29 protein-coding genes and 1 tRNA gene are annotated in these 23334 nt (G+C 68.7%); 15 read left to right on the top strand and 15 right to left on the bottom strand.

Going from position 1 to position 23334, the window contains the following annotated elements; translation table 11 throughout:
- Positions 1 to 25: 25 nt before the first annotated feature.
- Positions 26 to 223, bottom strand: coding sequence for a hypothetical protein (locus D8896_RS12900; RefSeq protein WP_121822518.1), 198 nt, complete (start codon positions 221 to 223; stop codon positions 26 to 28).
- A gap of 419 nt (positions 224 to 642) precedes the next feature.
- On the opposite strand from D8896_RS12900, the gene D8896_RS12895 reads away from it, so the two are divergent.
- The 3 genes from D8896_RS12895 to D8896_RS12890 all read left to right on the top strand — a co-directional run bounded on the left by D8896_RS12895 (position 643) and on the right by D8896_RS12890 (position 4311).
- Positions 643 to 3840, top strand: coding sequence for an adenosylcobalamin-dependent ribonucleoside-diphosphate reductase (locus D8896_RS12895; RefSeq protein WP_121822670.1), 3198 nt, complete (start codon positions 643 to 645; stop codon positions 3838 to 3840).
- An 85-nt stretch (positions 3841 to 3925) separates the two neighbouring features.
- Positions 3926 to 4060 carry an HVO_2523 family zinc finger protein gene (locus D8896_RS20000; protein WP_259372647.1) on the top strand — a complete coding sequence of 45 codons (135 nt, stop codon included), beginning with the start codon at positions 3926 to 3928 and terminating at the stop codon, positions 4058 to 4060.
- A gap of 68 nt (positions 4061 to 4128) precedes the next feature.
- The gene (locus D8896_RS12890) at positions 4129 to 4311 is read left to right on the top strand and encodes a hypothetical protein (RefSeq protein ID WP_121822517.1); all 183 of its coding nucleotides are present in this window, start codon (positions 4129 to 4131) and stop codon (positions 4309 to 4311) included.
- On the opposite strand, the gene D8896_RS12885 is transcribed toward D8896_RS12890, so the two are convergent.
- Positions 4312 to 4968, bottom strand: a complete 657-nt coding sequence (locus D8896_RS12885; RefSeq protein ID WP_121822516.1) for a TVP38/TMEM64 family protein — start codon at positions 4966 to 4968, stop codon at positions 4312 to 4314.
- Positions 4969 to 5051: 83 nt separating this feature from the next.
- Here D8896_RS12885 and D8896_RS12880 point away from each other — a divergent pair, with 83 nt between their 5' ends.
- A complete protein-coding gene (locus tag D8896_RS12880) occupies positions 5052 to 5405 on the top strand; it encodes a DUF5830 family protein (RefSeq protein ID WP_121822515.1) in 354 nt (117 codons plus the stop codon).
- A gap of 36 nt (positions 5406 to 5441) precedes the next feature.
- Here D8896_RS12880 and D8896_RS12875 read toward each other — a convergent pair whose 3' ends face one another.
- Positions 5442 to 6473 (bottom strand): DUF7115 domain-containing protein, encoded by a 1032-nt coding sequence (locus D8896_RS12875; protein WP_121822514.1) that lies wholly within the window; start codon positions 6471 to 6473, stop codon positions 5442 to 5444.
- Between the two features lie 104 nt (positions 6474 to 6577).
- Between D8896_RS12875 and D8896_RS19450 the strand changes: the two genes are divergently transcribed.
- Positions 6578 to 6728, top strand: a tRNA-Met gene (locus D8896_RS19450).
- Positions 6729 to 7045: 317 nt separating this feature from the next.
- Here the strand turns inward: D8896_RS19450 and D8896_RS12870 are convergent.
- The gene (locus D8896_RS12870; RefSeq protein WP_121822513.1) at positions 7046 to 7525 is read right to left on the bottom strand and encodes a protein-tyrosine phosphatase family protein; all 480 of its coding nucleotides are present in this window, start codon (positions 7523 to 7525) and stop codon (positions 7046 to 7048) included.
- Positions 7526 to 7583: 58 nt separating this feature from the next.
- The gene (locus D8896_RS12865; protein ID WP_121822512.1) at positions 7584 to 7793 is read right to left on the bottom strand and encodes a hypothetical protein; all 210 of its coding nucleotides are present in this window, start codon (positions 7791 to 7793) and stop codon (positions 7584 to 7586) included.
- 92 nt (positions 7794 to 7885) lie between these two features.
- Between D8896_RS12865 and D8896_RS12860 the strand changes: the two genes are divergently transcribed.
- Positions 7886 to 8512 (top strand): RNA 2'-phosphotransferase, encoded by a 627-nt coding sequence (locus D8896_RS12860; RefSeq protein WP_121822511.1) that lies wholly within the window; start codon positions 7886 to 7888, stop codon positions 8510 to 8512.
- Here the strand turns inward: D8896_RS12860 and D8896_RS12855 are convergent.
- Positions 8509 to 8859, bottom strand: coding sequence for a DUF7344 domain-containing protein (locus D8896_RS12855; RefSeq protein WP_121822510.1), 351 nt, complete (start codon positions 8857 to 8859; stop codon positions 8509 to 8511). The genes D8896_RS12860 and D8896_RS12855 overlap by 4 nt on opposite strands.
- 102 nt (positions 8860 to 8961) lie before the next feature.
- On the opposite strand from D8896_RS12855, the gene D8896_RS12850 reads away from it, so the two are divergent.
- Entirely contained in the window at positions 8962 to 9522 is a 561-nt protein-coding gene (locus D8896_RS12850) for a DUF7342 family protein (RefSeq protein WP_121822509.1), read from the top strand.
- On the opposite strand, the gene phoU is transcribed toward D8896_RS12850, so the two are convergent.
- The 5 genes from phoU to D8896_RS12825 are packed head-to-tail and all read right to left on the bottom strand — an operon-like array spanning position 9523 to position 14015.
- On the bottom strand, positions 9523 to 10200 hold the full coding sequence (gene phoU / locus D8896_RS12845; RefSeq protein ID WP_121822508.1) for a phosphate signaling complex protein PhoU: 678 nt from the start codon (positions 10198 to 10200) through the stop codon (positions 9523 to 9525). It abuts the gene before it with no gap.
- Positions 10201 to 10206: 6 nt separating this feature from the next.
- Complete coding sequence (pstB, locus tag D8896_RS12840) at positions 10207 to 11076, bottom strand: phosphate ABC transporter ATP-binding protein PstB (protein ID WP_121822507.1); 870 nt, start codon at positions 11074 to 11076, stop codon at positions 10207 to 10209.
- Between the two features lie 6 nt (positions 11077 to 11082).
- A complete protein-coding gene (gene pstA / locus D8896_RS12835) occupies positions 11083 to 11991 on the bottom strand; it encodes a phosphate ABC transporter permease PstA (RefSeq protein WP_121822506.1) in 909 nt (302 codons plus the stop codon).
- Positions 11992 to 12025: 34 nt separating this feature from the next.
- Positions 12026 to 12964: a phosphate ABC transporter permease subunit PstC gene (gene pstC, locus D8896_RS12830; protein ID WP_121822505.1), complete on the bottom strand. Its 939-nt coding sequence runs from the start codon at positions 12962 to 12964 to the stop codon at positions 12026 to 12028.
- Between the two features lie 46 nt (positions 12965 to 13010).
- Positions 13011 to 14015, bottom strand: coding sequence for a PstS family phosphate ABC transporter substrate-binding protein (locus D8896_RS12825; RefSeq protein ID WP_121822504.1), 1005 nt, complete (start codon positions 14013 to 14015; stop codon positions 13011 to 13013).
- Between the two features lie 286 nt (positions 14016 to 14301).
- Here D8896_RS12825 and D8896_RS12820 point away from each other — a divergent pair, with 286 nt between their 5' ends.
- Positions 14302 to 15297: a phosphate uptake regulator PhoU gene (locus D8896_RS12820; protein ID WP_121822503.1), complete on the top strand. Its 996-nt coding sequence runs from the start codon at positions 14302 to 14304 to the stop codon at positions 15295 to 15297.
- A 105-nt stretch (positions 15298 to 15402) separates the two neighbouring features.
- On the opposite strand, the gene D8896_RS12815 is transcribed toward D8896_RS12820, so the two are convergent.
- Positions 15403 to 15777, bottom strand: coding sequence for a 30S ribosomal protein S8e (locus tag D8896_RS12815; RefSeq protein WP_121822502.1), 375 nt, complete (start codon positions 15775 to 15777; stop codon positions 15403 to 15405).
- 93 nt (positions 15778 to 15870) lie between these two features.
- On the opposite strand from D8896_RS12815, the gene D8896_RS12810 reads away from it, so the two are divergent.
- Positions 15871 to 16320 (top strand): DUF2240 family protein, encoded by a 450-nt coding sequence (locus D8896_RS12810; RefSeq protein WP_121822501.1) that lies wholly within the window; start codon positions 15871 to 15873, stop codon positions 16318 to 16320.
- 44 nt (positions 16321 to 16364) lie between these two features.
- Positions 16365 to 16808: a hypothetical protein gene (locus tag D8896_RS12805; protein ID WP_121822500.1), complete on the top strand. Its 444-nt coding sequence runs from the start codon at positions 16365 to 16367 to the stop codon at positions 16806 to 16808.
- Here D8896_RS12805 and D8896_RS12800 read toward each other — a convergent pair.
- Positions 16805 to 17464, bottom strand: a complete 660-nt coding sequence (locus D8896_RS12800; protein WP_121822499.1) for an HAD family hydrolase — start codon at positions 17462 to 17464, stop codon at positions 16805 to 16807. The two genes, D8896_RS12805 and D8896_RS12800, sit on opposite strands and share 4 nt — an antisense overlap.
- Before the next feature lie 110 nt (positions 17465 to 17574).
- On the opposite strand from D8896_RS12800, the gene D8896_RS12795 reads away from it, so the two are divergent.
- Together D8896_RS12795 and pyrF are read left to right on the top strand one after the other, a co-directional pair.
- Positions 17575 to 18042, top strand: coding sequence for an HTH domain-containing protein (locus D8896_RS12795; RefSeq protein WP_121822498.1), 468 nt, complete (start codon positions 17575 to 17577; stop codon positions 18040 to 18042).
- A gap of 25 nt (positions 18043 to 18067) precedes the next feature.
- The gene (pyrF, locus tag D8896_RS12790; RefSeq protein WP_121822669.1) at positions 18068 to 18898 is read left to right on the top strand and encodes an orotidine-5'-phosphate decarboxylase; all 831 of its coding nucleotides are present in this window, start codon (positions 18068 to 18070) and stop codon (positions 18896 to 18898) included.
- Positions 18899 to 19004: 106 nt separating this feature from the next.
- Here pyrF and D8896_RS12785 read toward each other — a convergent pair whose 3' ends face one another.
- Entirely contained in the window at positions 19005 to 19466 is a 462-nt protein-coding gene (locus D8896_RS12785) for a hypothetical protein (RefSeq protein ID WP_121822497.1), read from the bottom strand.
- A 112-nt stretch (positions 19467 to 19578) separates the two neighbouring features.
- On the opposite strand from D8896_RS12785, the gene D8896_RS12780 reads away from it, so the two are divergent.
- Positions 19579 to 20748 carry an alpha-hydroxy-acid oxidizing protein gene (locus D8896_RS12780; RefSeq protein ID WP_121822496.1) on the top strand — a complete coding sequence of 390 codons (1170 nt, stop codon included), beginning with the start codon at positions 19579 to 19581 and terminating at the stop codon, positions 20746 to 20748.
- Here the strand turns inward: D8896_RS12780 and D8896_RS19445 are convergent.
- Positions 20745 to 20903, bottom strand: coding sequence for a hypothetical protein (locus D8896_RS19445; RefSeq protein ID WP_162991553.1), 159 nt, complete (start codon positions 20901 to 20903; stop codon positions 20745 to 20747). The two genes, D8896_RS12780 and D8896_RS19445, sit on opposite strands and share 4 nt — an antisense overlap.
- A 165-nt stretch (positions 20904 to 21068) precedes the next feature.
- Here D8896_RS19445 and D8896_RS12775 point away from each other — a divergent pair, with 165 nt between their 5' ends.
- Together D8896_RS12775 and D8896_RS12770 are read left to right on the top strand one after the other, a co-directional pair.
- A complete protein-coding gene (locus tag D8896_RS12775) occupies positions 21069 to 21629 on the top strand; it encodes a DnaJ domain-containing protein (RefSeq protein WP_121822495.1) in 561 nt (186 codons plus the stop codon).
- A gap of 60 nt (positions 21630 to 21689) precedes the next feature.
- Entirely contained in the window at positions 21690 to 23291 is a 1602-nt protein-coding gene (locus D8896_RS12770; protein WP_121822494.1) for a GTPBP1 family GTP-binding protein, read from the top strand.
- The last annotated feature ends 43 nt before the right edge of the window (positions 23292 to 23334 follow it).

Here is a 23334-nt window from a genome sequence, read left to right as displayed (position 1 = left end):
GGGCGGTTACCGGCGTCCGCGACGCCTACATCACCAGACTGGCACCGTACAGCGCGGCGACGACGACGCCCGCGACCATCAGCAGCTTCCAGGCGATGCTCAGGACGATCCGGCCGACCAGCACGATGACGATCAGCGCGACGATGGCGGCGAGCAGCTGACCGAGCTGGGAGTCGAGCAGGCCGCCGAGCTGGAGCAACGCCAGCGGGAATGTGCTGTACATACCCCATGCACCTCACTCGCTCACCATAAGCTTGCTGTCGGTCCCGGACAGCGTTAACAGCGTCGGCGACGTAGCGGCGGGTATGGGACGGAGGACAGCGCAGTCGCCGGAACCACTCTCACCCCCGGGAACGCCACCAGTCGCGGGACGGCGTGAGCGTCCGCGCGTTTCACTTTCACTTTCCCATTTGCACAGAATTATAATGCGGCCGGTCACAGTATGGCCCGGAAGCTGGGACCGTCGAACCGGGGGACGACCGCGCCGACGACACGAACCGACCAGAGTCATCTGTACTGAAAACACAGTTGGATAAGACAAAGATAGCTTTAATTACCAGGCTCCAGTATGTATCCCTCGTCACGAATGATCCCGACAACGACGTTTGGCTGCCGCGAAACCACGACTCGGAGGTGGGGCGCGTGAGCGACGCGGAGCGCTCCGCCGACGAGATAACCCTGCCGATCAAGCGCACCGAAGGCGACACGCTGGAGGAGCGTCTGACGGGCAACGCGTACCACAACATCCTGCCCGCGCGCTACCTCCGGAAGGACGCCAACGGCGACCTGATCGAGGAACAGGAGGACCTGTTCGACCGCGTCGCCCGCAACATCGCGCTCGCCGAGGCCGTCTACGAGGCCGAGAAGCGCGACGAGGAGGTCACGGTCACGCCCGACCAGCTCAAACCCGACCACCCGCGGCGCAACGAACTCGCCGAGGAAGTGTTCGGCAAGGGCGTCAGCGCCGACGACGACGCCGAGGCGACGCTCTCGGTGTACAACGTCAACAAGTTCGCGTACGACACCGTCGTCCCGGAACTCCCCGACGACATCCGCGACCACGTTGAGACGGTCGCCGACGAGTTCCGGGGGATGATGGAGAACCTGGACTTCATGCCGAACTCGCCGACGCTGATGAACGCCGGCGACGAACTGCAGCAGCTCTCGGCCTGCTTCGTCGACTCGCCGGAGGACGACATCGACGACATCCACCAGACGGCCAAGGAGGCCGCGCAGGTGTTCCAGTCCGGCGGCGGCATGGGCTACGCGTTCTGGCGGCTCCGCCCCTACGGCGACGCGGTCGGATCGACCGGCGGCATCGCCTCGGGGCCGATCACGTTCATGCGCACGTACGACCAGATGTGCGAGACCATCGCACAGGGCGGCGCGCGCCGCGGCGCGCAGATGGGCGTCATGCGCATCTCGCACCCGGACGTCATCCAGTTCATCCACGCGAAGAACAAGGACGTGTCGCTGGCCCACTCGCTGCGGCTGAACGACCCCGACGACTACACGCACAACTCCTTCAAGGACGCGCTGGAGGAGGCCCGCGAACTCATCACCGACGACGGCAAGGTGCCAAAGCACCTCCGCAACGCCGCCGAGGGCCACCTCTCGAACTTCAACATCTCCGTCGGCGTCACCGACGACTTCATGGAGGCGCTGGAGAACGGCGAGGAGTTCACGTTCACCAACCCCCGCACCGGCGAACCCCACGTCGCCACCGAGGAGACCAAGGAACTGTACGAGATGTTCGACCTCGGCGAGTACGTCGAGGTCGGCGAGGAGCTGTCCGTCCCGGCGGAGGTCGTCTGGGAGGACATCGTCGCGGGTGCCCACGAGAACGGCGAGCCCGGCGTCATCTACCTCGAACGGGTGAACAAGGAGCACTCCTTCGACGTGGAGGAACACCCCGACCACCGCATCCTCGCGACCAACCCCTGCGGCGAGCAGCCACTCGAGGAGTACGAGGCCTGTAACCTCGGCCACATCAACCTCTCGACGCTCGCCGACTTCGACGCGCCGGACTGGCGCGTCTGGTCCCAGGAGCACGCCCACGAGTACGACACGCTCGAAGCCGCGGTCGACGACTTCCTCGACGAGGCGCTGGACGTCGAGGAGCTCGACCGCCGCATCGAGATGGGCACGCGCTTCCTCGAAAACGTCGTCACGATGTCGGACTTCCCGGTCAAGGACATCGAGCAGAAGGTCCGGGAAATGCGGAAGATCGGCCTCGGTGTCATGGGGCTGGCGCAGCTGTACATCCAGCTCGGCATCGAGTACGGCAGCGAGGAGGGCAACGAGGTCGCCCGTCAGGTGATGCGCCACATCAACCACGGCTCGAAGCATGCCTCCCACGAACTCGCACAGGAGCGCGGGAGCTTCGACGAGTGGGACAAGTCCAAGTACGCGAACCCGACCGAGTACGCCGAGTGGTTCGAGAAGCAGACCGGCGAGGACGCCGACGACTGGGCGGACGGCTACCCGATCCGCAACCACAACACGACGACCATCGCGCCGACCGGCACCACCTCGATGGTGGGCAACACCACCGGCGGCTGCGAACCGATCTACAACGTCGCCTACTACAAGAACGTCTCCGACGACGTGCAGGGCGACGAGATGCTCGTCGAGTTCGACGACTACTTCCTCCGCACGCTGGAGGACAACGACCTGGACGTCGACGCCGTCAAGCAGGAGGCCCAGGAGCAGATGGCCAGCAACGAGTTCGACGGCGTCGAAGGGTTAGAGACGGTGCCGGACGCCATCGGCGAGTTGTTCGTCGTTACCTCGGACCTCTCCGGCAAGGACCACGCCGCCGTGCAGTGCGCCTGCCAGGAGGGCGTTGACTCGGCCATCTCGAAGACGTGTAACTTCCCGAACGACGCCACGCCCGGGGAGATGGACGAGGTGTACCGCTACATCTACGAGAACGGCGGGAAGGGCGTCACCGTCTACCGCGACGGCACGCGCTCGAAGCAGGTGCTGACGACCCGCGCCGAGAACAAGGAGTTCGCCGACGAGAGCGAGGCCGCCGAGGCGCTCGTCGAGCAGATCAACGACGTGTTCGGCGGCGTCGACGCGTTCCTCGACAACGAGGACGTGCGCGCCGCGCTGGACGAGGAGGTCGACGACATCCTCGGCAGCGCCGACGGTACCGGGGACGCCTACGCCAAGGAGCGCCCGCGGCCCGACGTGCTCCACGGCGTCACCCAGCGCATCGACACCGGCTACGGCAAGCTGTACGTCAACATCAACGAGGACGAGAACGGCGAGCCGTTCGAGCTGTTCGCCAACATCGGCAACTCCGGCGGCTTCACCGCCTCGTTCACGGAGGCGCTGGCGAAGATCATCAGCTTCGCCCTGCGCTCGGGCGTCGACCCCCACGAGATCGCAAGCGACCTGCAGGGGATCCGCTCGCCGAAGGTCGCCTGGGACAAGGGCGAGCAGATCCAGTCCATCCCGGACGCCATCGGCACCGGCCTGCGGCGCTACCTCGACGGCGAGATCGAGAAGACGTACCCGCAGCAGAAGAACCTCACCGAGATCGACGACGAGGAGGCGGCGGCCGAGCCCGAACCCGACGGCGGTCTGGAGTCGGTAGACTCCGGAGCACGGCAGACTCCCGAGGAGTCTGCCGGCGGCGCGCAGGTCGAGTCGGGCGCGGACGCCGGCGCGGCGGTCGACGCCGACGGTCCGTCGGCCGACGCGGCCCAGTCGGACCAGCAGGACCTCATCGACGCCGGCGAGAGCCCGGAGTGTCCGGACTGTGGCTCGATGAGCCTCTACTACTCCGAGGGCTGCAAGACCTGCGAGTCCTGCGGCTGGTCGGAGTGTTGAGGTAACCGACGCCGCGTCTCCGTTTTCGTGCGCCCGACTCCATGTCTCGAAGCACTTAGCACGCTGGCCGCACAACGCCGGGACGATGAGTGACGGCGCGAGCGGCGACGGCGGTCGGCCCTGTCCGCAGTGTGACACGCCCATGTACCGGCGGCACTGCAAGTACGTCTGCCCGCAGCACGGCGTCGTGATGGACTGTAGCGACACGTTCTGGAACTGAGTACGCCAACCGCTCCGCGGACTGCTCCGCGGGAGAAAGTATGTACCCGTTCGCGTGCACCGCCCGGTGTGACCAACGCCTGCACGTACTGCGACGCCAACGTGTACGAGCACGACCCGGTGTTCGTCGAGGAGCTGGGCGAGGGCGGCGACCGCGAGGCCGCCGGGCGGTTCTGTAACTACGCGTGCCTGTCCGCCTATATCGAGGAGAACGACCTCGTACAGGGTGCAGCCTGCCAGTTAGACCCCTGATCAGGACGGCACGCCCGGCCGGCCGAAGTACTGGTACGCCGGGCCAGCGAGCAGTACCGCGGCCGCGACGAGACAGGCGGCGACCAGCGGGAGGCCGACCTCCCCGAGGCCGCGCGCGGCGATCGACTCGGCGGAGCTGCCGAGCAGCACCGCCGCGACGGTCCAGGGGAGTTCCCCGAACACGGTGCCGACGGCGAAGGCCGGCAGCGACACGCCGCTGGCCGCCGCGGTGCAGGTGACGGCGTCGGCCGGGATCGGAAGCAGGCGCGCGGCGGTGACGCCGCGGACGTGGCCGGTCGACCCGAAGAAGCGGTCGCCGGCGTCGCCGAGGCGACCCCAGAACCCCTCCCCGCCGGCCATCCAGCGGACGCCGAGGAACGGCGGCATCGAGGTGAGGACGGCCCCGGCGAGCGCGACGGGGACGCCGACCGCGACGCCGTAGCCGTAGCCGGCGACGATGGCGACCAGCGTCGTCGGCCACGCGAGGAAGGGCCGGACGAGGTAGAGTCCGAGAAGGAGGACGCCGAACAGGAGCGGGTCGGCCGCCGCTCGCTCGGCCGCGTCGATAGCCGTCGCCGGCGACGAGAGGAGACTGGCGGCGACGACCGCGCCGAGGACGGCGGCTCCGGCGACGGTGCGACGGTCGAACTCCGGCATCGCTCGCCGGTTCGGCTGCCTCCTACGAACCCTTTGTGGTCGTCGGGCAACGGTTAAGGGCGTCGCGCGGCGACCCGATACCGATGGACGAGACGGTCGAACTCGGCGTCGAACTCCTGCGAAACCTGGAGCACGAGGAGCTCACAGTCGCCGAGGCCGTCGACCGGGTCGAGACGATAACGACGAACCCGACGCTCACGCGGACGATCCTCGACGAGGCCGAGAAACGCGGCGTCATCGAGCGCGAAGAGGGGATCATCCGTCCGTCGGGCGGCGCGTTCGTCCGGTTCGAGCGGCAGGTCGTGCAGAAGGAAGGCGAGTTTACCTGCGAGCGCTGCGGCGCGGGGCTGTCGACCGGGCACTTCATCCGGTTCGAATCGGGCGAAGTGGGCCCGTTCGGCAGCTCCTGCATCCGGAAAGTGACCGGCCGGGAGTGAGCGGCCGGAGAACCGGTTTCGAACCGCGTTCCGCGGTCAGCGACCGCGGCTGAGCTCCTCGATCAGCTGTTCGATGGTCGCCTGCTGCTGTTCCAACAGTTCGTTCTGCGTCTCGACGGTCTCGCGGAGGTCGGCGATCTCCGCGGCGAGGTCGGCGGTCTCGGTGTCGTCGCCATCATCGCCGTCCGCGTCGGCCGGCTGGAACCCCGCCTCGTCGAACTCGTCGTCCGCGTCGTCGTCGTCGGCCGTGGTAGTCCCCTCGCTCGACGCGACGGTCCCGACCCGGGCTGACTCGCCGGCGTCGTCGCCGTCGTCGGACGACGCCTCCTGGCCCCCCTCGTCGACCGACGGCGGGTCGGCGTCGAGCGGGTCGACGCCCTCGCCGAAGTCCATCTCGTCGCTGGCCGCCCGCTCCTCGGCGTCGTCGTCGGGAGCCAGCGCCTCCGCCAGCGCCGCCTCGCTCGCCACGTCGTAGTACGAACACAGCGCCTCGACGAGCCGCTGGCGCACCTCGTCGATGCTGTCGTTCGGTGCCTTGATGCGCTGCGGACGACCGTTGACCTCCAGCACGATCTGGGTGGCGACGCTGCCCTCCTCGAAGTCGAGGCCTGTCACGTCCTCGAAGCGGTACTCCTCGTAGTCCTCGTCCCAGACGACCTCGCCGACGTGCTTGACGAGGCGGTCGCTGGTGATCACGAGCGTCAGCTCGCTGAACCGGAACGTCTGGTTCACCGACTCCCCGGGGTCGGTGACGCCGCTCGCGTTCATCACGCCCGCCAGCACGGGGTGGAGCGCCTGGTCGGCCTCCGCCGACGGAAGCGTGAACTCGCGCTCGCCGTCGATGGCGTACTCCAGCTGGATCTTCGTCTTCCGGCGACCCTCCGAGAGGCTCAGCCGCTCGGCGTCGTGCGGGTACTCGTTGACCGTCTCGTCGCTCAGGAGCCCGTCCGCTCGGTAGATAAGCGTCCGCGTCGGCGTCACGAACAGTTCGTCCTCGCCGCCGATCGACACCCGGGCGGCGACGCTCTCGTCGCCGAGCGTAGACTCCACGATACCGGGAACGTCCATGCCCGTAGTGTTCGCAGGACGTGTCATAAAACCGTGGGCCACGCCCCGAACCCGTCGCCGGATATGAGAAGTTTAAAGGCTACCAGCGGACTACGAGGGAACGAGCCCGGGTGGCTTAGCTGGACATAGCGCCGCACTCATAGGGTTCTGAGATTCGGTGCGGTACCGCCTTGGAAGCTCTCCGTGTCCCTGAGGCCCGCCGAGCCTCGAACCTGGGACATGCGGAGATCGAGGGTTCGGAGCCCTCCCCGGGCATGATTCTACCACCGTCGCGAACCTCGTGTGAGCGACGCGTGTCGAATCGTCGTCGGAAAACGGCGACGAACCCGCAGGCTCTCGTGAGCGAGGGACGAGCGAACGAGAGTACGGGAGAGCGAAGCTCTCCCGGCAGTTCGGACGCCCTCCCCGGGCATTTTCACCTGCCACGAACCTCGTGTGAGTGGCGACGCCGTGAAATGCCCGGGAGGGGCGGAGAACCCGAAGGTCGCACGCGAGCGCCAGCGAGCGTGCGGCGGGAAAGGCGAGCGAAGCGAGTCTTTCCGTGGTTCGGAGCCTCTCCCCGGAACCGTCCGTTACGACCGCGCCGCCAGATACACCACCGCCAACTCGTGGAGCGCCGGGTTCGGCATCGCGTAGGGACGAGCGTCCTGCACGACCCCGAGCGCGTCGCGAAACTCCCGGCCCTCCTCGGCAGCGAGCGTCGCGGCGATGAGCGTGGCGCTCCGCGAGACGCCGGCCTTGCAGTTGACCAGCAGCGACCCGTCCCGGCGGTAGAGCCGTCGGGCGGTGTCGACCGCAGCCTCGAACGCGGCCCACTCGTTGCCCCGACCGTCGATCAGCGGTCGGTGGTGAGTCGTGAGCGGCAGTTCCTCGGCGGTCGTCGAGAGGACGAAGTCGAACGAGCGGTCGTGCGCGTCGGGGTCGGCGGCGAGCGCGTTGCCGAGGTAGCAGTCGCGGTCGCCGATCCGGCGGATCACGGGCTCGTCGGCCACGTAGCCCTTCGGGCGAACGAACACGGTAACCGACTCGTCTCGGGGTCCGTCCCGCGTCACGTCGTCGACGACTCGTTCGCCAGTCGTAGCAGTTTCGGCCGGCGGTCGGCCGCCGTCGCTACCCGCCGACGTACACCCGGTCGTCGGGCCACACGTCCGCCCACCAGCTGGCGTCGCAGTCGTCACAGGAGTAGTGTTCGCGCTTGACGACGGTCTGCCCGTTGTCGAACGTCTCCCGTTCCTCTCCCCGACGGGTCACGTTCCGGCTGTCACACGCCGGGCAGGACTCGTCGGCGTCGGCCGTTCGCGTCGGTCGTCCGAGGCGCATGGCCGACCTACGACGGCGACCCCGGTAACTCCCCGTGTCGAGCGTCGGACACGCCCGCCGCGCTTTTGCCGGTCGACGGCCAACGGCCCGGCGTGAACGACGTGCGCCGCTGTCCGGAACACGGCTGTTTCGCGGCGGCGGAGTGTCCCGACTGCGGCGACGCCGGCGACCACGTGCTCGACGCCGAGCGCCGGCGGCGGCTCTCGAAGTTCGTCAGCGGCGCGCTCAGACACTTTCCGGAGGACGCCGGGCTGTCGCTTGACGACGCCGGCTGGACCGACTACGACGCTCTGGTTGCGGCGGTGACCGAACAGTACGGGTGGGCCGACGCCGCGGCCCTCGCTGGCGTCGTCGCGACGGACCCGAAGAGGCGCTTCGAGCGCGACGGCGACCGGATCCGGGCAGCGTACGGGCATTCGGTCGACGTGTCGCTGGAGCCGACCGACGCGCCGGTGCCGGACGAACTGTACCACGGCACCGACCCGGCGAACGTCGACGCCATCCTCTCCGAGGGGCTACGGCCGATGGGTCGGCAGGCCGTCCACCTTTCCGGGACACCGGACGCAGCGCGGTCGGTCGGCGAGCGGCACGCGTCAGACCCGGCGGTCCTGCTGGTCGACGCCGCGGCGATGGCGGCGGACGACCACCGGATCACGAAGCGCGGACGGGAGACGTACACGACCGACGGCGTGCCGCCGGCGTATCTGACCGTCCGCTAGCGCTCCATCCGTAGCGCGGTGTCGAGATACGGCTGGACCGCGTCGATCCGGTCGCAGTCGACGACGCAGTTCGTCTCCCGGTCGTACGAGATGACGCCGCTGTCGTCGAGCCGCGGGAGGTCACGATGATGCAGGCTGGCTTCCAGCGTCCGCTCGTCGTCCCCGACCTCGTCCCGCAGCGACCGCGCGATCGACTCGACCGGAACCGGGGGGTCGTCATCCCGGAGGCAGCGGAGCACTCGTCGCCGTCGCTCGTCGGCGAGCGCGTCGAACACGGCGTTCAGGCGGATGTCGTCGCCGTCGCCGGCGGTTCGGGTGATCCGCCGGGGTGAGTCGGTTTCGACCATGTGGGTCGGAACGTGAGACGGGCGGAAAAGCGGGGTGCCAAATGCTTTAGGTCAAGTCACCGATCGGAAAGAACCAAACCGTAGCCACCCCTACCGCGTCGCATGAGCGGCGAGGACGAGCGCCAGTGGGGGTACGTCGAAGGGGTCTCCGAGGACCGACTGCTGGGGGCGTTCGAGGGGGCGACGCCGGTGACCGCCGCGACGGTCGCGGACGAGGCGGGCGTCTCCGAGCAGACCGCCCGGGCGGAACTGTCGAGACTCGTCGACGAGGGCCGCGTTCGGCGAAAGACCGTCGACGGGGACGTGACGCTCTGGTTCCGGCCGGTGACGGCGTTCGGTCCCGACGACGACCCGGGCGGCCAGTCGCCCGCCGACGCCATCGCGGAACTCGACGTGCCGGGGACGAGCGACATGATGCGGGACTGGCGGCGCACCGCCGTCCGCGCGGCCTACGACCTCCTCGCGGCCGAAGCGCCGGTCGAGGAGTCGACGTTCGCCGCGGAACTGTTTCCGGCCCACTCCGCGGGGTACGACGACGCCGACGCCTGGTGGTCGATGGTCAGGTCGCGCCTCCGGACGCTGCCTGGGGTCGACGCCCCGACGTGGCGCTCGGAGACGACGTGGCGGTTCGAGAAAGCGGCGGTCCCCGACGATGCGGCGTAATCAGTAGATCAGTTCGTCGTCGTTCTCGACCATGTACAGCGTCCGGGCGCAGATGTTGACCGCGTGGTCCCCGACGCGTTCGAGGTCGCGGATGGTGAGCAGCAGCCGCGACACGTCCTGCAGGAGGCGCTCGACGTCGCCGTCCTCGACGGAGTCGAGTTCGCGCTCGATCAGGTCGCGGACGACCGTCTCGCTGGCCCGCTCACAGAGCGCGTCGAGGTCGTCGTCGGCAGCCGCGATCTCTCGGCACAGCTCGGTGTCCTCGCTGGCGTAGGCGTCCATCGACTCCTCCAGCATGTCCATCGTGACGGTCCCGATCTCCTGGACGTCGACCTCGGGGAACACGTCCTGGTTCGCGTCGAGCGTGTACTCGCCGATGTTGGTCGCCAGGTCGCCGACGCGTTCGAGGTCGGTGATGATCTTGAACGTCGCGGCGATGAAGCGGAGGTCGCTGGCGACCGGCTGCTGGAGCGCGAGCAGGTCGATGCAGTCCTGCTCAAGGTTCAGGTACATCCGGTTTATTTCGTCGTCGCCGTCGATGACCTCCCAGGCCATGTCCTCGTCCTTCTGTTCGAGGGCGTCGAGGGACTTGCGCAGGCGTTCGAGGACGACCTCGCTCATGTAGAGGACGTCCTCTTCCAGCTCGTCGAGTTGCTCCTGATAGTTCTTCCGGGCCATACGGACCTATCCGAACTTCCCCGTGATGTAGTCTTCGACGCGCTGGTGTTCCGGGTTCTCGAACACTTTGTTCGTGTCGTCGAACTCGACGAGTTCGCCGCCGGTGAGGAACACGGCCGTCTTGTCGGAGATGCGGGCCGCCTGCTGCATGTTGTGCGTGACGATGACGACGGTGTACTCCTCGGCCAGTTCGTCGATGAGGTCCTCGATCTGGGAGGTGGCGACGGGGTCCAGCGCGCTCGCCGGCTCGTCCATCAGGAGCACGTCCGGGTCGGGCGCGATGGCCCGCGCGATGCAGAGGCGCTGTTGCTGGCCGCCCGAGAGGTCCAGCGCGCTCTCGTCGAGTCGGTCCTTGACCTCGCCCCACAGCGCCGCCCGCCTGAGCGCGGTCTCGACGCGCTCGTCGAGGTTGTCGGTGTCGTCCTGCAGCCGGAGGCCGTAGGCGACGTTGTCGTAGATGCTCTTGGGGAACGGGTTCGGTGCCTGAAACACCATCCCGATCCGCCGCCGGAGGACGACGGGGTCGACGTCGTCGTCGTACACGTTCTTCCCCTCGAACAGCAGGTCGCCCTCGATCCGGGCCGAGTCGACGAGGTCGTTCATGCGGTTGATACACCGCAGGAACGTCGACTTCCCGCAGCCAGAGGGGCCGATGATCGCCGTCACCTGCTCGGCCGGGATGTCGATGTCGATGTCCTGAAGCGCCCGCTCGTCGCCGTAGAAGACGCTCAAGTCGCGCGATTCGATGACCGTTCGGGTGTTCTGTGCCGCGTCGGTTCGCCCATCGGTGCCGACCGCCTCGGACCCGGGACTCGGCGAGATGATCGCGTCGTCGTCGGAGTCGGGGTCGGCGTTCGTTGATTGTTCCTGTGACATGGGTGGTTATCGCCGCTCGTATCGGTTCCGGATGAGTATCGCGCTCGCGTTCATCGCCAGCAGGATCACCAGCAGGGTGACGACGCCGGCCGCCATTACGCCGTACTGGAACGCCTCGGAGGGGTACTCGACCCACGAGTAGATCTGCATCGGCATTGCGCTGAACCTGTCGAAGAAGCCGCTCGGCGGGCTGAACACGGTCGTCGCGACGCCGACCATGATCAGCGGTGCCGTCTCCCCGATCGCCCGGCCGAGCGCGAGGATCGTGCCGGTGAGGATGCCCGGCAGCGCCTCGGGGAGGACGACCCGCCGGACCGTCTGCCAGCGCGTCGCGCCCATCCCGTAGGACGCCTGCCGCATCGAATCGGGCACGCCGCGGATCGCCTCCTGCGCCGAGATGATGACGATGGGGAGGATGAGCAGGCCGACGGTGAACCCGCCGACGACGACCGTCCCGCTGCCCAGCCCGCCGAAGCGGACGAACACCGCCAGGCCGAGCAGTCCGTACACGACGGAGGGAACGCCGGCGAGGTTTCCGATGTTCACCTCGATGAGCGACGTGATCCGGTTGTCCGGCGCGTACTCCTCCAGGTAGATGGCCGCGCCGACGCCGACGGGGAACGCCGACAGCGCGATCACGAGCATCATCATCACCGACCCGACCAGCGCGGGGAAGATGCCCGCCCGCTCCGGGAACCGCGAGTGGGCGCTCGTGAGGAAGCCGATGTCGAGCCACGCCGGTTGGGGTTCGAACAGCGCGAACGCGTCGATGAACACGTACGCCAGCAGCGCGAGGACCATCAGGATCCCGAACAGCGTCGCGGCGAGACAGCCGAACTCGAACAGCCGCCCCTTCCAGTAGCCGGTCGTGTTCGAGGAACCGAACCAGCTCGCGTCGTCGCGTTCGGCGGCCATCAGGCGACCACCTCCGGTCGCGAGTGGCGTTCGGTCATCGGTACTCCTCCCGGTAGCGCGCGGCCACCCAGTTGCTTAGCAGGTTCATGATGAAGGTGACGGCGAACAGCGTCAGTCCGATGGCGAACAGCGCCTGGTACGAGGTCGACCCGCTCGGCACGTCGCTCAGGCCGAGCTGGATCATCGCCGCCGTCATCGTCTGGATCGACTCGAACATCACCGTGTCGATGTTCCCCGGCGTCACCATCTGGGGCGTCATCCCCGCCGCGACCGTGACGATCATCGTCTCGCCGATCGCACGGGAGAGCGCGAGGATGAACGAGGAGAAGATCCCCGACACCGCCGCGGGGACCACGATCCCGGTCGACACCTCGAACTTGGTCGCTCCCATCCCGTAGCCCGCCTCCCGGAGCGAGTCCGGCACCGCGCTCATCGCGTCCTCGCTGATGGAGGACACCATCGGGACGATCATGATCCCGACGACGATCGACGCGGAGAGCGCGTTGAACGTCGAGAGCGGCAGGAACGTGTCGAGGGCGGGCGTGATGTACACCAGCGCGAAGTAGCCGTACACGACGGTCGGAATGCCGGCGAGGATCTCCAGCGCGGGCTTGATGACCGAGCGGATGCGGGTGCTGGCGTACTCGCTCAGGTAGATCGCCGCCGCGACGCCGATCGGCAGCGCGACCAGCGCCGACAGTACCGTGACGAGCAGCGTGTTGGTGAGCAGCGGGAGCACGCCGTAGCTGTACGGCCGGATCTCGGGGCTCCAGTTCGTCCCCGTGTAGAACGCCGCCGGCGACACCTGGGTGAAGAAGTCGAGCGCGTCGAACAGGAGGGTCGCGATGATCCCGGCCGTGACGAGCACCGAGAGGGCCGCACAGGCGAAGAACAGCCCGCGGATCGCCCGCTCCTTGGTGGAGCGGACGCTCTCGCCGGCGGTCAGGTCCACGCTCCCTCGATTTTCGCTCATTGGTCGATCTCTCCGTTGGAAGGTAGATAAATAGTTCTCTATCCGTCTACGAACTCTCGTTACCGTCGCCTTCGGAGGTACTGCTGGCCCCGCCGCCGGCGTGCTCGTCGAGCTTGCTCAGGTTCGTCTCGCGCATCTCGTCGCTCGACGGGACGTAGCCGATGTTCCGGACGATGTCGCCCGCGGCCTGCTCGAAGTAGAACTCCAGGAACCGGACGACGGCCTCCTCCTGCAGTGCGCCCTCCGCCACGTAGATGAACAGCGGCCGCGCCATCGGGTAGGAGTCGTCCTTGGCGTTGTCGAGGCTCGGCTCGGTACAGCCGGAGCCGGCGTCGATTGAGACGGCCTTCACGCGGTCCTGGTTCTCGGCGTAGTAGGAGTAACCGAAGTAGCCCATCGCGTACTCGTCGCCCTCGACGCCCTGAACGATCCGGTTGTCGTTCTCGGTGGCCTCGTAGTCGCTCCGGTGACGTCCCACTTCGCCGTTGACGTACTCGGTGAACCAGTCGAACGTGCCGGAGGTCGACGCCGCGCCGTACAGCTTGATCTCCTCGTCGGGCCACTCGTCGCGCACGTCGCTCCACTGCTGTGCGCCGTCCGGCTGCCAGATCTGGTTGAGTTCGTCGACGGTCATGCAGTCGACCCAGTCGGCCTCCGGGTTGACGGCGACGGTCAGCGCGTCGGAACCGATCTGGAACTGGAGCGGCTCAACGCCGTTCGAGGCACAGCTCTCCCGCTCGCTGTCGGTGATTGGACGGGATGCGCCGTTGATCTCGCTGTCGCCCGGACAGAACTGCTTGCTGAAGCCGCCGCCGGTGCCGGTCTTGTTCAGCGAGATGTCCACGCCGGAGTGGTCGCGCTGGAACTCCTCGGCCATCGCGGCCGAGACGGGGTGGACCGTGCTGGACCCGGAGATGGTGATCGAACCCGTAAGTCCGCTGCTGCTACCGAGAACGTTACAGCCGGCCAGTGCGGTCGCGCTCGCCGCGCCGGACGCCGCCAGAAACTTCCGCCGCGAGATATCGAACGCTGTACCGGTCTGGTCTGACATCACCGAATCATTGCTCTATGTCGCATAAGTAGTCTACTATGATTCCTATATAGATATACATACTGCTGTGTTTTGATCGTACTCGGGCGGGCCGGTGAGCCGGGGGTAGCGTCGCGTATCCTCCCAGATAGCAAAACGGCACTTCAGACACGCTTTCCGACAATAATGGAATTTTGCGGTCGATCGATGACATCACCAAAACCGTGGATTTCGGAGCGCTCGCGTGCCCAGATCCTAATATATAGAGATGGGTGGATTTATTTTGTTTGAGGGATCTTGGTCAAGCATGGAGACCCGCAAGGTCCAGGTGACGGGCGGATCGACGTACACCGTCTCGCTTCCCAAGTCGTGGGCGACCGACAACGGGATCAGCGCCGGCAGCGAGGTCGAGTTCTACCCGGAGGAGGACTCCCTGCTGTTGACCCCCCGGAGCGAGGACGAGCGGACGGAGGGATCGCTCGACGTGTCGGACCTGGAAGGCGAGAAGCTGACCCGGGCGGTGATGACGATGTACGTCAGCGGCTTCGACATCATCGCGCTGGAGGCGGGCCGGATCACGACCGACCAGCGGCGGGCCATCCGCGAGGCCGTCCAGGGGCTGGTCGGCGTCGAGGTACTGGAGGAGACGAGCGAGCGCGTCGTCCTCCAGGACCTGCTCGACTCCTCGGAGCTGTCGATCGAGAACGCCGTCACGCGGATGCGGCTCATCTCGCGGTCGATGCTGGACGATGCGGTCACGGCACTCGTCGAGGACGACGACGACCTGGCGCGGGACGTGATCGAGCGCGACGACGACGTGGACCGCCTCTGGTTCGTCGTCTCCCGGATCTTCCGGGCGACGCTGCGCTCCCCGCGGGCTGCCAAGGAGCTTGGGCTGCCGCGGGAGACGTGTTTCGACTACCACTCCTGTGCCCGCCAGCTCGAACGGATCGCGGACCACTCCGCAAAGATCGCCCACCTTGCGCTGCAGCTGGACGCGGTCCCGGAGGAGGTCGCCGAGGCGCTGGAGGCCGCCCACGAGGACTCGGCGAGCGTGATCAACAAGGCGATGGAGGCGCTGCTGACGACCGAGGAAGGCGGGTCGACGACGCTGGCCAACGACGCCCGGCAGTCGATCCTGACCATCGACGACCACACCCGCGAGCTTCGAGAGCTGCTACGCGATCTGGACCCGGCGGAGGCCCAGTTGCTCGGGCTGGTCGCCGACTCGCTCTCCCGGAGCGCGGACTACGGCGGCAACATCGCCGAGACGGCGCTGCAGAAGACCGCACCGCGCCCGTAGACCTGTTCTCGACCGTTACAGGCGTTTTTCGCGGCCGCCACCACCGACTGACGACAGACACGCTACGGAGGCAGCTTCGGGGAGAAGTCGAACCGCGACGCGGCGTTACTCGTCGACGAGGACGGCGTTGACCTGCCCGGTCTGGCCGGGGCGGGAGGTGACGCGGGCGCGGCCCTCGCTGGTCTCGATGATAGCGCCCTTCGTGACGATGTTCCGGCGGACGTAGTTGGGGTTGCTCGGGTTCTCGACCACGTCCTCGATTTCGGCCTCGACGGTCTCGCCGTCGCTGGCGACCTGCGCGACGTTGGTCGAGAGCGCGCGGGTCTTGGTCGTGTTGCCGCGGGCGTCGGTCGTCTTCAGGTTGGGCTCGCCGACCTGGGTCTCGGTCGGGGAGCGCCCGAGCTGGTGTTTCTTGCGGTCGGCGTTCGGTCGCAGTCGGCCGCCCGTCCGCTTGCGCGTCGAGCGTCGCTGGTCGGTCATACCCGTATCGAGTCCCAGGAGCTACTTGAATGATACGACTTGACTGCCGCCGAACCGGTAGGTTTACCCGGGGGCTGACAGGTACTGATCCCGATGAGTCTCCGCACCGCCGTCGCCGCACCGTTCCGCCAGCGCGGGGCCGAGCGGCTCGGCGAGAACGAGTTCGTCGTCGCGCTGTCGCTCGACCGCGACTGGTTCTCGCCGGACCAGGCCAAGCGCCTGATCGACGTGGCGACGGGCCAGGGGTTGCTCGCCCGCGAGGACGGCGACCTGGTCCCGTCGTTCGACCCCGAGGACGTGACCGTGCCCGAGGGGTTCGTCCCCGACGAGTCGATACTCCAGGAGCGGTCGACGTTCGAGCAGGTGCTCGACCGGGTCGTCGCCGACGGCGTGGAAAAGCAGGCGGCCGTCGCGGACATCAATCGCCTCCAGGGCGAACTCGGGGTTACCGTCGAGGCCGCCGCCGTGGTGTACGCCCGCCGGCAGGGCGTGGACGTGGACGAGCCGGCGCGGGCGGCCGTCGAGGAACTGGGCGGCGACTGACCGAACACCGACCGTCTGATTAGGCGCGGGGCCGGAGTCGGGGTATGGTCGAAGACAGCGTCGCCGACGGCCGCCGGATCGCCGAACTGCTCGCGTCGGAGGTCGACGGCCGCGTCGACGGCGCGCTCGACGCGCTCGCGGTGGTGAACCCGGACCGATCGGCCGAGGGGACGCCGGACGGCGAGCGCGCCTACGACATCGAGCGGGCCGTCGAGGGGTCGTGGGACGACGCGCGAACCCGGCACGACCCCGACGAGTCGCGGGGCGAGTTGCTGGCGGAGGTGTTCCTCCATCCCGACCGCGTTCGGGTCGAGTTCGTGGTGGGACAGGACATCGCGGCCGAGACGGCCGCCGAACTGGACCTCCGAACCCGGCCGAAGGCGACCGAACCCCCCCGGACGCTCGTGTTCGTCGAGAGCGGTGCGGCGGTAAAGCGGGCGGTCGACGTGGTCGAGGCGGTGACCGAGGCGACGGCCGACGGCGATTAGAACCCGTCCAGCACGCCCGGGAGCGCCGCCGCCAGTTCCGCGCGGTCGACGTGGGCGTCGGCCCGCGGGTCCGGGTCGGGCCCGTCCGGCCAGACGACCTGCACGACCGCGAGGCCGGCGTCGCTCGCGCCGCCCACGTCCGCCTCGACCTCGTCGCCGACGTACGCTGCCTCGGCCGGCGCGACATCGAGCGCGCCCAGCGCCGCCTCGAACGCCCGGCGGTCGGGTTTGCCCGCCGGTAGGTCGCCCGAGATCACGACGGCGTCGAACAGGTCCTCCCAGCCGAGCGTCGCGAGTTTGTCCCGCTGGGCGCGGACGGGACCGTTCGTCAGCAGGCCGACGCGGTACCGTTCGCGGAGGTCACGGACCAGCCCCGCCGCGCCGGACACCGGCTCCAGCGCCGCGGCTATCGTTCGCCGGTACTCGGCGGCGAGGTCGGCCGGGTCGGCGTCGGTGTCGTGTTCCGCGAGCAGTTCCCGGAAGATCGGCTCGCGCGTCTCGCCCGTGAGGTTGCGGCGGTGAGCGTCGAGGTACGCGTTCCGCGAGAGTTCGGGCGCGTCGGCGGCGGCAGCCGCCTCGCGCAGCAGCGTCTCCCGGTCCCGGGCGGGCACGGCCAGCGTGTAGTCGAGGTCGAACACGACCGCGCGAAGCGCCATTCGAGTGTGCCTACGACGGCCGCCGGTTTCAGTGTACGCAACCGAAGCGGCAACGCTCGCCGCAAAAGACTAAGTACGGGTTCGGTGTACTCCCGGTCGAGGGGGATGCAATGACCAGCACAGCCAGCGTCGAGCTACTGATGCGGGAGCCGGTGTACGGCACGCACAACCGACAGCAGTCCGTCGTGCGGGAGCTACGGGAACTCGAATCGGCCGGTCGCGTCGACGAGGTGGACGTGACGACGTGGGGGAAGCGCCTCGTCCTCGACGACGACCGGGACCGCCACACGTCCTCGACGGCCCGTGAACGGTTCCGCGAGTTCGAGGCCTGGGCCGAGCGGACCGGACACAGCCTCGAACCGGCGTTCGCGCGGCGGACGCTGCGGATCGACCCCGACGCCGCACCGAAGGCGGTCGTCGACCTTCCGGTGATCTGTCTCGCCGTGTTCGACGACGGCCTCCGGGCGGTGCTGCCGTGTGCCGACGGTGACGAGACGTACACCGTCGACGACGGCCTCCGAATGCTGGCCGGCGAGGGCGACCCGGTCCCCGGTCTCGACCGTCGAAAGGTAGCCTGAAGTGGACCGCCCGCGGACGGACGGTATGCGCTTTTTCGACCGGCTTGCCGACCGCATCGACGCCGCCGACAGCGTCGTCAGCGTCGGTCTCGACCCGGACCCCGACCGCATCCCCGAACACCTGCTCGACCGCGACCTGCCCCGCTGGGCGTTCAACCGCCGGATCATCGACGCGACCCACGAGCACGCCGCCGCGTTCAAGCCAAACGCCGCCTTCTACGAGGACCCCGACGGCTGGCGCGCACTGGCGGAGACCATCGCGTACGCACACGGGAAGGACGTGCCAGTCCTGCTGGACGCCAAGCGGGCCGACATCGGCAACACGGCCCGGCAGTACGCGAAACTGCTCGACCCCGACGCCGACGGCCCGACGGCCGACGCCATCACGGCCAACCCCTACCTCGGCCGCGACTCGCTGGAGCCGTTCCTCTCGAAGGCCGACCGCGGCGTGTTCGTCCTCTGTCGCACCTCCAACCCCGGCGGGGCGGACCTGCAGGACCTCGAACTCGCCTCGGGCGAGGCCGTCTACGAGCGCGTCGCCGCGCTGGCGGACCTGTGGAACGAGCGCGGCAACGTCGGCCTCGTCGTCGGCGCGACGACGCCCGACGAACTGGAGACGGTCCGCGAGCAGGTGCCCGATCTCCCCTTCCTCGTCCCCGGGGTCGGCGCGCAGGGGGGCGACGCCGAGGCGGCGGTGGAGCACGGGCTGGCAGAGGGCGTCGGTCTCGTCAACTCCTCGCGTGGGATCATCTTCGCCGGGGAGAAGGGCGGCGCGGGCGACGCCGGCGAGGACTTCGACCGCGCGGCCGGACAGGCGGCGAAGCGGCTGAAAGGGCGGCTGAACGAGTACCGGTAGCGGTACGGACCCCGGTCGGCATCGCTGATAGTGCTTATTCTCACTGTTTATCGGTGCTCGCTTGTACGGCCCGGCAAGCACCGGTAATTGGCGAGAATAAACACTATCAGTCCCACGACGGGTGATCCTGATGATCGGGGTACAGTTCGGCGGCCGTGTACCGGTTCAGCCGCGGGAACATCGTCCACCCGTCAGATTCGCGCACGAACGAGGCGCAGTAGACGGTCGCGTCGTCGCCGAACTCCAAGATGGCATGTCGGCAGGCACCGCACGGCGTCTTCGGGTCGGTCGACTCGTCGGGGACGGGTTCGGCGACCAGGAGGTCGGTGAACGCGTCGGTTTCCGGCTCCGCGTGCAGCATGTTGTTGATGGCGTGGCGCTCGGCACAGAAGTCGAACTGCGGCATGGACGTCTCGAACGGGGTCCCGTCGTAGAGGCTCCCGGACGTGGACCGGACCACGGCGTACAGTACGTCCGTCAGCCCCGCCTGCCGCCGTCGGCGCGCGTGCGCCAGGACCCGTCGTCGCGCCTCGTCAACGAACGAACCCCCTCCGTCGGCCGATGTCATGGTAGCGTCTGACGTAGCGGGATCGCATAAATCGTACCCAGCGCCGACGGAGCGTGCCATTCCGGTCGCTGAACGCGGGGTCTTTTGGCAGGGGCTACCAAACCCCACGGGCATGACCGAGGAGTACGGCTACAACCGACAGGTCGAGGTGTACACGACGCGGAAGGCGACCGGCGAGACGCCCGACTACCCCGTGTCCTACGAGGAACTGAAGGCGGCCGCCGAGGCCGAACTCTCCGACGAGGCGTACGCCTACGTCGCCGGCGGCGCGGGCGGCGAGGAGACGAAGTCGGCGAACCGCCGGGCACTGGAGCAGTGGCGCATCCGACCGCGGATGCTCCGGGACGTGACCGGGCGGGACCTGTCGACCGAAGTCCTCGGCACGGAGTTCCCCGTCCCCGCCATGCTCGCGCCGGTCGGCGTGCAGTCGATCATCCACGACGAGGGCGAACTGGCGACGGCGCGGGCCGCCCGCGAGACGGAGGTCCCGTTCGCGCACAGCACGGCGGCGTCGTCGACGATGGAGGCGGTGGCCGACGAACTCGGCGGGACACCCGGCTGGTTCCAGCTGTACTGGAGTTCGGACGACGACCTGACCGCCAGCCTGCTGGACCGGGCCGAGGCGGCGGGGTACGAGGCCGTCGTCGTCACGCTGGACACGCCGCTTCTGGGCTGGCGCGAGCGCGACATCGACCTCGGCTACCTGCCGTTCATGGAGGGCGAGGGCGTGGCAAACTACTTCGAGGACCCCGTGTTCCGCGAGTCGCTGTCCGGGTCGCCGGAGGAGAACATCGATGCCGCCGTCGCGCAGTTCCTCGACGTGTTCTCGGACGCGAGCCACACCTGGGACGACCTGGCCGACCTCGCCGGGATGACCGACCTCCCGGTCGTCGTGAAGGGCGTGCTCCACCCGGAGGACGCCGCGCTCGCGCTGGACCACGGCGCGGACGGCGTCGTCGTCTCGAACCACGGCGGCCGGCAGGTCGACGGCGCGGTGGCGGCCGCCGACGCGCTCCCCGAGGTCCGCGACCGGGTCGGCGACGACGTGCCGGTGCTGTTCGACAGCGGGATCCGCCGCGGCGCGGACGCCGTCCGGGCGATCGCGCTCGGAGCGGACGCGGTCCTCCTCGGCCGACCGTACGTGTACGGGCTCGCGCTCGGCGGGTGCGAGGGCGTCGCGGCCGTGGTCGACAACTTCCTCGCGGACCTCGATCTGACGGTGGCGCTGTCGGGCGTGACGGACGTGGACGACCTGGACCGGTCGGTGCTGACCGAGCGCTAAAACGTCCGGCCGCCCTGCGACGCCCCGGACGCGCAGTCCGCACAGTAGCCCAGCGACCGGTCGTAGTGTTCGGGACACACCATCGTGCCACACTGGTCACACCGCGTCTCTGCCTCCCGCGCCTGACAGATCCCACAGAGGCCGCTGACGCTCATACGAGGGGGTAGGACGGGCGCGGGTTTGTAGCTTGGGCGCGCCGGCGACCCCGAGGCGGTCGGCTTCTCCGGCGACGCCGGCGTCGTCTCGGCGACGGTCGGGGACGACGCCGACGGCCGGTCCGGGCGGGACGCTTACTTGCCTGTAGTGCCTACTTCCATCCCGTGTCGAAGGAGACACTGCTGGTCGGGCTTGCGGCCGTGTTCGCCGGGTTAGCGGCGGTGCTTGGCATCCTGACGCTGGTGCGGATGAACCCCTTCGTGCTGATCCTCGCCGCGCCGTTCGCGTTCGTCGCCTACCTGCTCTGGTACCAGGGCACCGGCCGGCTGGCCGAGCAGGCACAGCGCCGCGCCGACCGGGGCGAGTTCCGCGACCGCCGGGAGTCCGGGTTCGGAGCCGGCGCGCGCCGAGCGGCCCGCGAAAGCCGGGGACAGCGGGAGGCCCGCCAGCGGTACGAGGCCCGCTTCGGCGGCCGGACAGCGGCAAGCGACGGTGCCGGACGCACCGGACCGCAGCCCTCGCCGGGGCCGAGCGCGAGCGAGGCGGCCACGGTCCTCGGCGTCAGCCCGGACGCCGGCGACGACGAAGTCAGGCGAGCCTACCGCGAGAAGGTCAAGGACGTGCATCCGGACGCGCCCGACGGCGACGAGGAGCGGTTCAAGCGCGTCCAGCGCGCCTACGACCGCCTCCAGGGCGATCCGGAGAGTGATCGTGTTAGTCGATAACACGGCATGGTTTAGCATCCGACGCGAAGGCTTTTGTTCACGGTCTTCCAACCCGGGGGTATGAGCCCTGACCGGGCCGTGCTGGAGCAGGCCCTGGAACGTGGCGAACGGGAAGGCGGGAGCGTGGAGTTCAAGGAGCAGCTCACGAAGGACCTCCACCTCTCCGAGGGGCGACGCGAGAGCCTGGCGGCGCAGCTGCGCCACCGCGTGCTCTCGGGCGACGGCGAGGCGACGTACGTCGTCGGCGTCACCGACGACGGCGGGCTCGCGGGGATCGCCCCCGACGACTTCTCCGAGTCGATGGACGTGCTCTCGCTGCTGGCCGAGGAGGCCGGCGCACACATCGAGGACGTGGGGACGTGGGGCGTCGACGGCGGCATCGTCGGCGTCGCCACGGTCCGCGAGGGGGCGATGCTCGACACCGACGACGAGCACATCGTCGTCGGGACGGCTGGCCACGTCGACCACGGGAAGAGCACGCTCGTCGGGAGCCTCGTCACCGGCCAGCCCGACGACGGGCAGGGCGGCACGCGGGGCTACCTCGACGTCCAGCCCCACGAGGTCGAGCGCGGCCTCTCCGCCGACCTGTCCTACGGCGTCTACGGCTTCGACGACGACGGCCCGGTCAGGATGGACAACCCGCACCGCAAATCCGACCGCGCGCGGGTCGTCGAGGAGTCCGACAGCCTCGTCTCCTTCGTCGACACGGTCGGCCACGAGCCGTGGCTCCGCACGACGATCCGGGGGCTGGTCGGGCAGAAACTGGACTACGGCCTGCTCACCGTCGCCGCGGACGACGGCCCGACGAAGACGACCCGCGAGCATCTCGGCGTCCTGCTGGCGACGGAGCTGCCGACCATCGTCGCCATCACCAAGGCCGACGCCGTCGACGACGAGCGCCTCGCCGAGGTCGAGCGCGAGGTCGAGCGCCTGCTCCGGGACGTGGACAAGACGCCGCTCCGGGTCGACCGCCACGGCGTCGACGCCGCCGTCGAGGAGATAAGCGACACCGTCGTCCCCGTGGTGACGACGAGCGCGGTCACGATGGCGGGACTCGACACGCTCGACGAGCTGTTCGAGCGCCTCCCCAAGACCGCGGGCGACGACGGCGAGTTCCGGATGTACGTCGACCGCACCTACAAGGTCACCGGCGTCGGCGCGGTCGCCTCCGGCACCGTGATGGCCGGCGAGGTGGAGGCGGGCGACGAACTGCTGCTCGGGCCGATGCCCGACGGCTCGTTCCGCGAGGTCGAGGTCCGGTCGATCGAGATGCACTACCACCGCGTCGACCGGGCCAAGGCCGGCCGCATCGTCGGCATCGCCCTGAAGGGGATCCGCGAGGCCGACGTGGAGCGCGGGATGGTCCTGCTCCCGCGCGAGGCCGACCCCGACCCCGTCCGGGAGTTCGAGGCCGAAGTGATGGTGCTGAACCACCCGACCCGCATCGGCGACGGCTACGAGCCGGTCGTCCACCTGGAGACGGTGAGCGAGGCCGCCGCGTTCTACCCCGAGGGCGGCCAGTTGCTCCCCGGCGACAAGGGGCGGGCCCGCGTTCGGTTCAAGTTCCGCCCGTACCTCGTCGAGGAGGGCCAGCGGTTCGTCTTCCGCGAGGGGCGCTCGAAGGGCGTCGGCACCGTGACCGACGTGAACCCGAGCGACTGATCCCGCCGGCCGCCCGACCACGGAGACGGACCGTTTTTCTCTC

Source organism: Halostella salina (assembly GCF_003675855.1).
Lineage (GTDB): Archaea > Halobacteriota > Halobacteria > Halobacteriales > Natronoarchaeaceae > Halostella > Halostella salina.
This window is presented reverse-complemented; position numbering and strand designations above follow the sequence as displayed.

Excerpts from the sequence above, each read along its gene's own strand:
- D8896_RS12820 (WP_121822503.1), top strand. The coding sequence starts at position 14,302 with ATGGAGACCCGCAAGGTCCAGGTGACGGGCGGATCGACGTACACCGTC.
- D8896_RS12880 (WP_121822515.1), top strand. The coding sequence starts at position 5,052 with ATGGACGAGACGGTCGAACTCGGCGTCGAACTCCTGCGAAACCTGGAG.
- D8896_RS12800 (WP_121822499.1), bottom strand. The coding sequence starts at position 17,464 with ATGGCGCTTCGCGCGGTCGTGTTCGACCTCGACTACACGCTGGCCGTG.
- D8896_RS12865 (WP_121822512.1), bottom strand. The coding sequence starts at position 7,793 with ATGCGCCTCGGACGACCGACGCGAACGGCCGACGCCGACGAGTCCTGC.
- D8896_RS12815 (WP_121822502.1), bottom strand. The coding sequence starts at position 15,777 with ATGACCGACCAGCGACGCTCGACGCGCAAGCGGACGGGCGGCCGACTG.
- D8896_RS19445 (WP_162991553.1), bottom strand. The coding sequence starts at position 20,903 with ATGAGCGTCAGCGGCCTCTGTGGGATCTGTCAGGCGCGGGAGGCAGAG.
- D8896_RS12855 (WP_121822510.1), bottom strand. The coding sequence starts at position 8,859 with ATGGTCGAAACCGACTCACCCCGGCGGATCACCCGAACCGCCGGCGAC.
- D8896_RS20000 (WP_259372647.1), top strand. The coding sequence starts at position 3,926 with ATGAGTGACGGCGCGAGCGGCGACGGCGGTCGGCCCTGTCCGCAGTGT.
- D8896_RS12770 (WP_121822494.1), top strand. The coding sequence starts at position 21,690 with ATGAGCCCTGACCGGGCCGTGCTGGAGCAGGCCCTGGAACGTGGCGAA.
- pstC (WP_121822505.1), bottom strand. The coding sequence starts at position 12,964 with ATGAGCGAAAATCGAGGGAGCGTGGACCTGACCGCCGGCGAGAGCGTC.
- D8896_RS12875 (WP_121822514.1), bottom strand. The coding sequence starts at position 6,473 with ATGGACGTTCCCGGTATCGTGGAGTCTACGCTCGGCGACGAGAGCGTC.
- D8896_RS12780 (WP_121822496.1), top strand. The coding sequence starts at position 19,579 with ATGACCGAGGAGTACGGCTACAACCGACAGGTCGAGGTGTACACGACG.
- D8896_RS12885 (WP_121822516.1), bottom strand. The coding sequence starts at position 4,968 with ATGCCGGAGTTCGACCGTCGCACCGTCGCCGGAGCCGCCGTCCTCGGC.
- pyrF (WP_121822669.1), top strand. The coding sequence starts at position 18,068 with ATGCGCTTTTTCGACCGGCTTGCCGACCGCATCGACGCCGCCGACAGC.
- D8896_RS12795 (WP_121822498.1), top strand. The coding sequence starts at position 17,575 with ATGACCAGCACAGCCAGCGTCGAGCTACTGATGCGGGAGCCGGTGTAC.
- D8896_RS12785 (WP_121822497.1), bottom strand. The coding sequence starts at position 19,466 with ATGACATCGGCCGACGGAGGGGGTTCGTTCGTTGACGAGGCGCGACGA.
- phoU (WP_121822508.1), bottom strand. The coding sequence starts at position 10,200 with ATGGCCCGGAAGAACTATCAGGAGCAACTCGACGAGCTGGAAGAGGAC.
- D8896_RS12805 (WP_121822500.1), top strand. The coding sequence starts at position 16,365 with ATGGTCGAAGACAGCGTCGCCGACGGCCGCCGGATCGCCGAACTGCTC.
- D8896_RS12850 (WP_121822509.1), top strand. The coding sequence starts at position 8,962 with ATGAGCGGCGAGGACGAGCGCCAGTGGGGGTACGTCGAAGGGGTCTCC.
- pstB (WP_121822507.1), bottom strand. The coding sequence starts at position 11,076 with ATGTCACAGGAACAATCAACGAACGCCGACCCCGACTCCGACGACGAC.
- D8896_RS12825 (WP_121822504.1), bottom strand. The coding sequence starts at position 14,015 with ATGTCAGACCAGACCGGTACAGCGTTCGATATCTCGCGGCGGAAGTTT.
- D8896_RS12810 (WP_121822501.1), top strand. The coding sequence starts at position 15,871 with ATGAGTCTCCGCACCGCCGTCGCCGCACCGTTCCGCCAGCGCGGGGCC.
- D8896_RS12900 (WP_121822518.1), bottom strand. The coding sequence starts at position 223 with ATGTACAGCACATTCCCGCTGGCGTTGCTCCAGCTCGGCGGCCTGCTC.
- pstA (WP_121822506.1), bottom strand. The coding sequence starts at position 11,991 with ATGGCCGCCGAACGCGACGACGCGAGCTGGTTCGGTTCCTCGAACACG.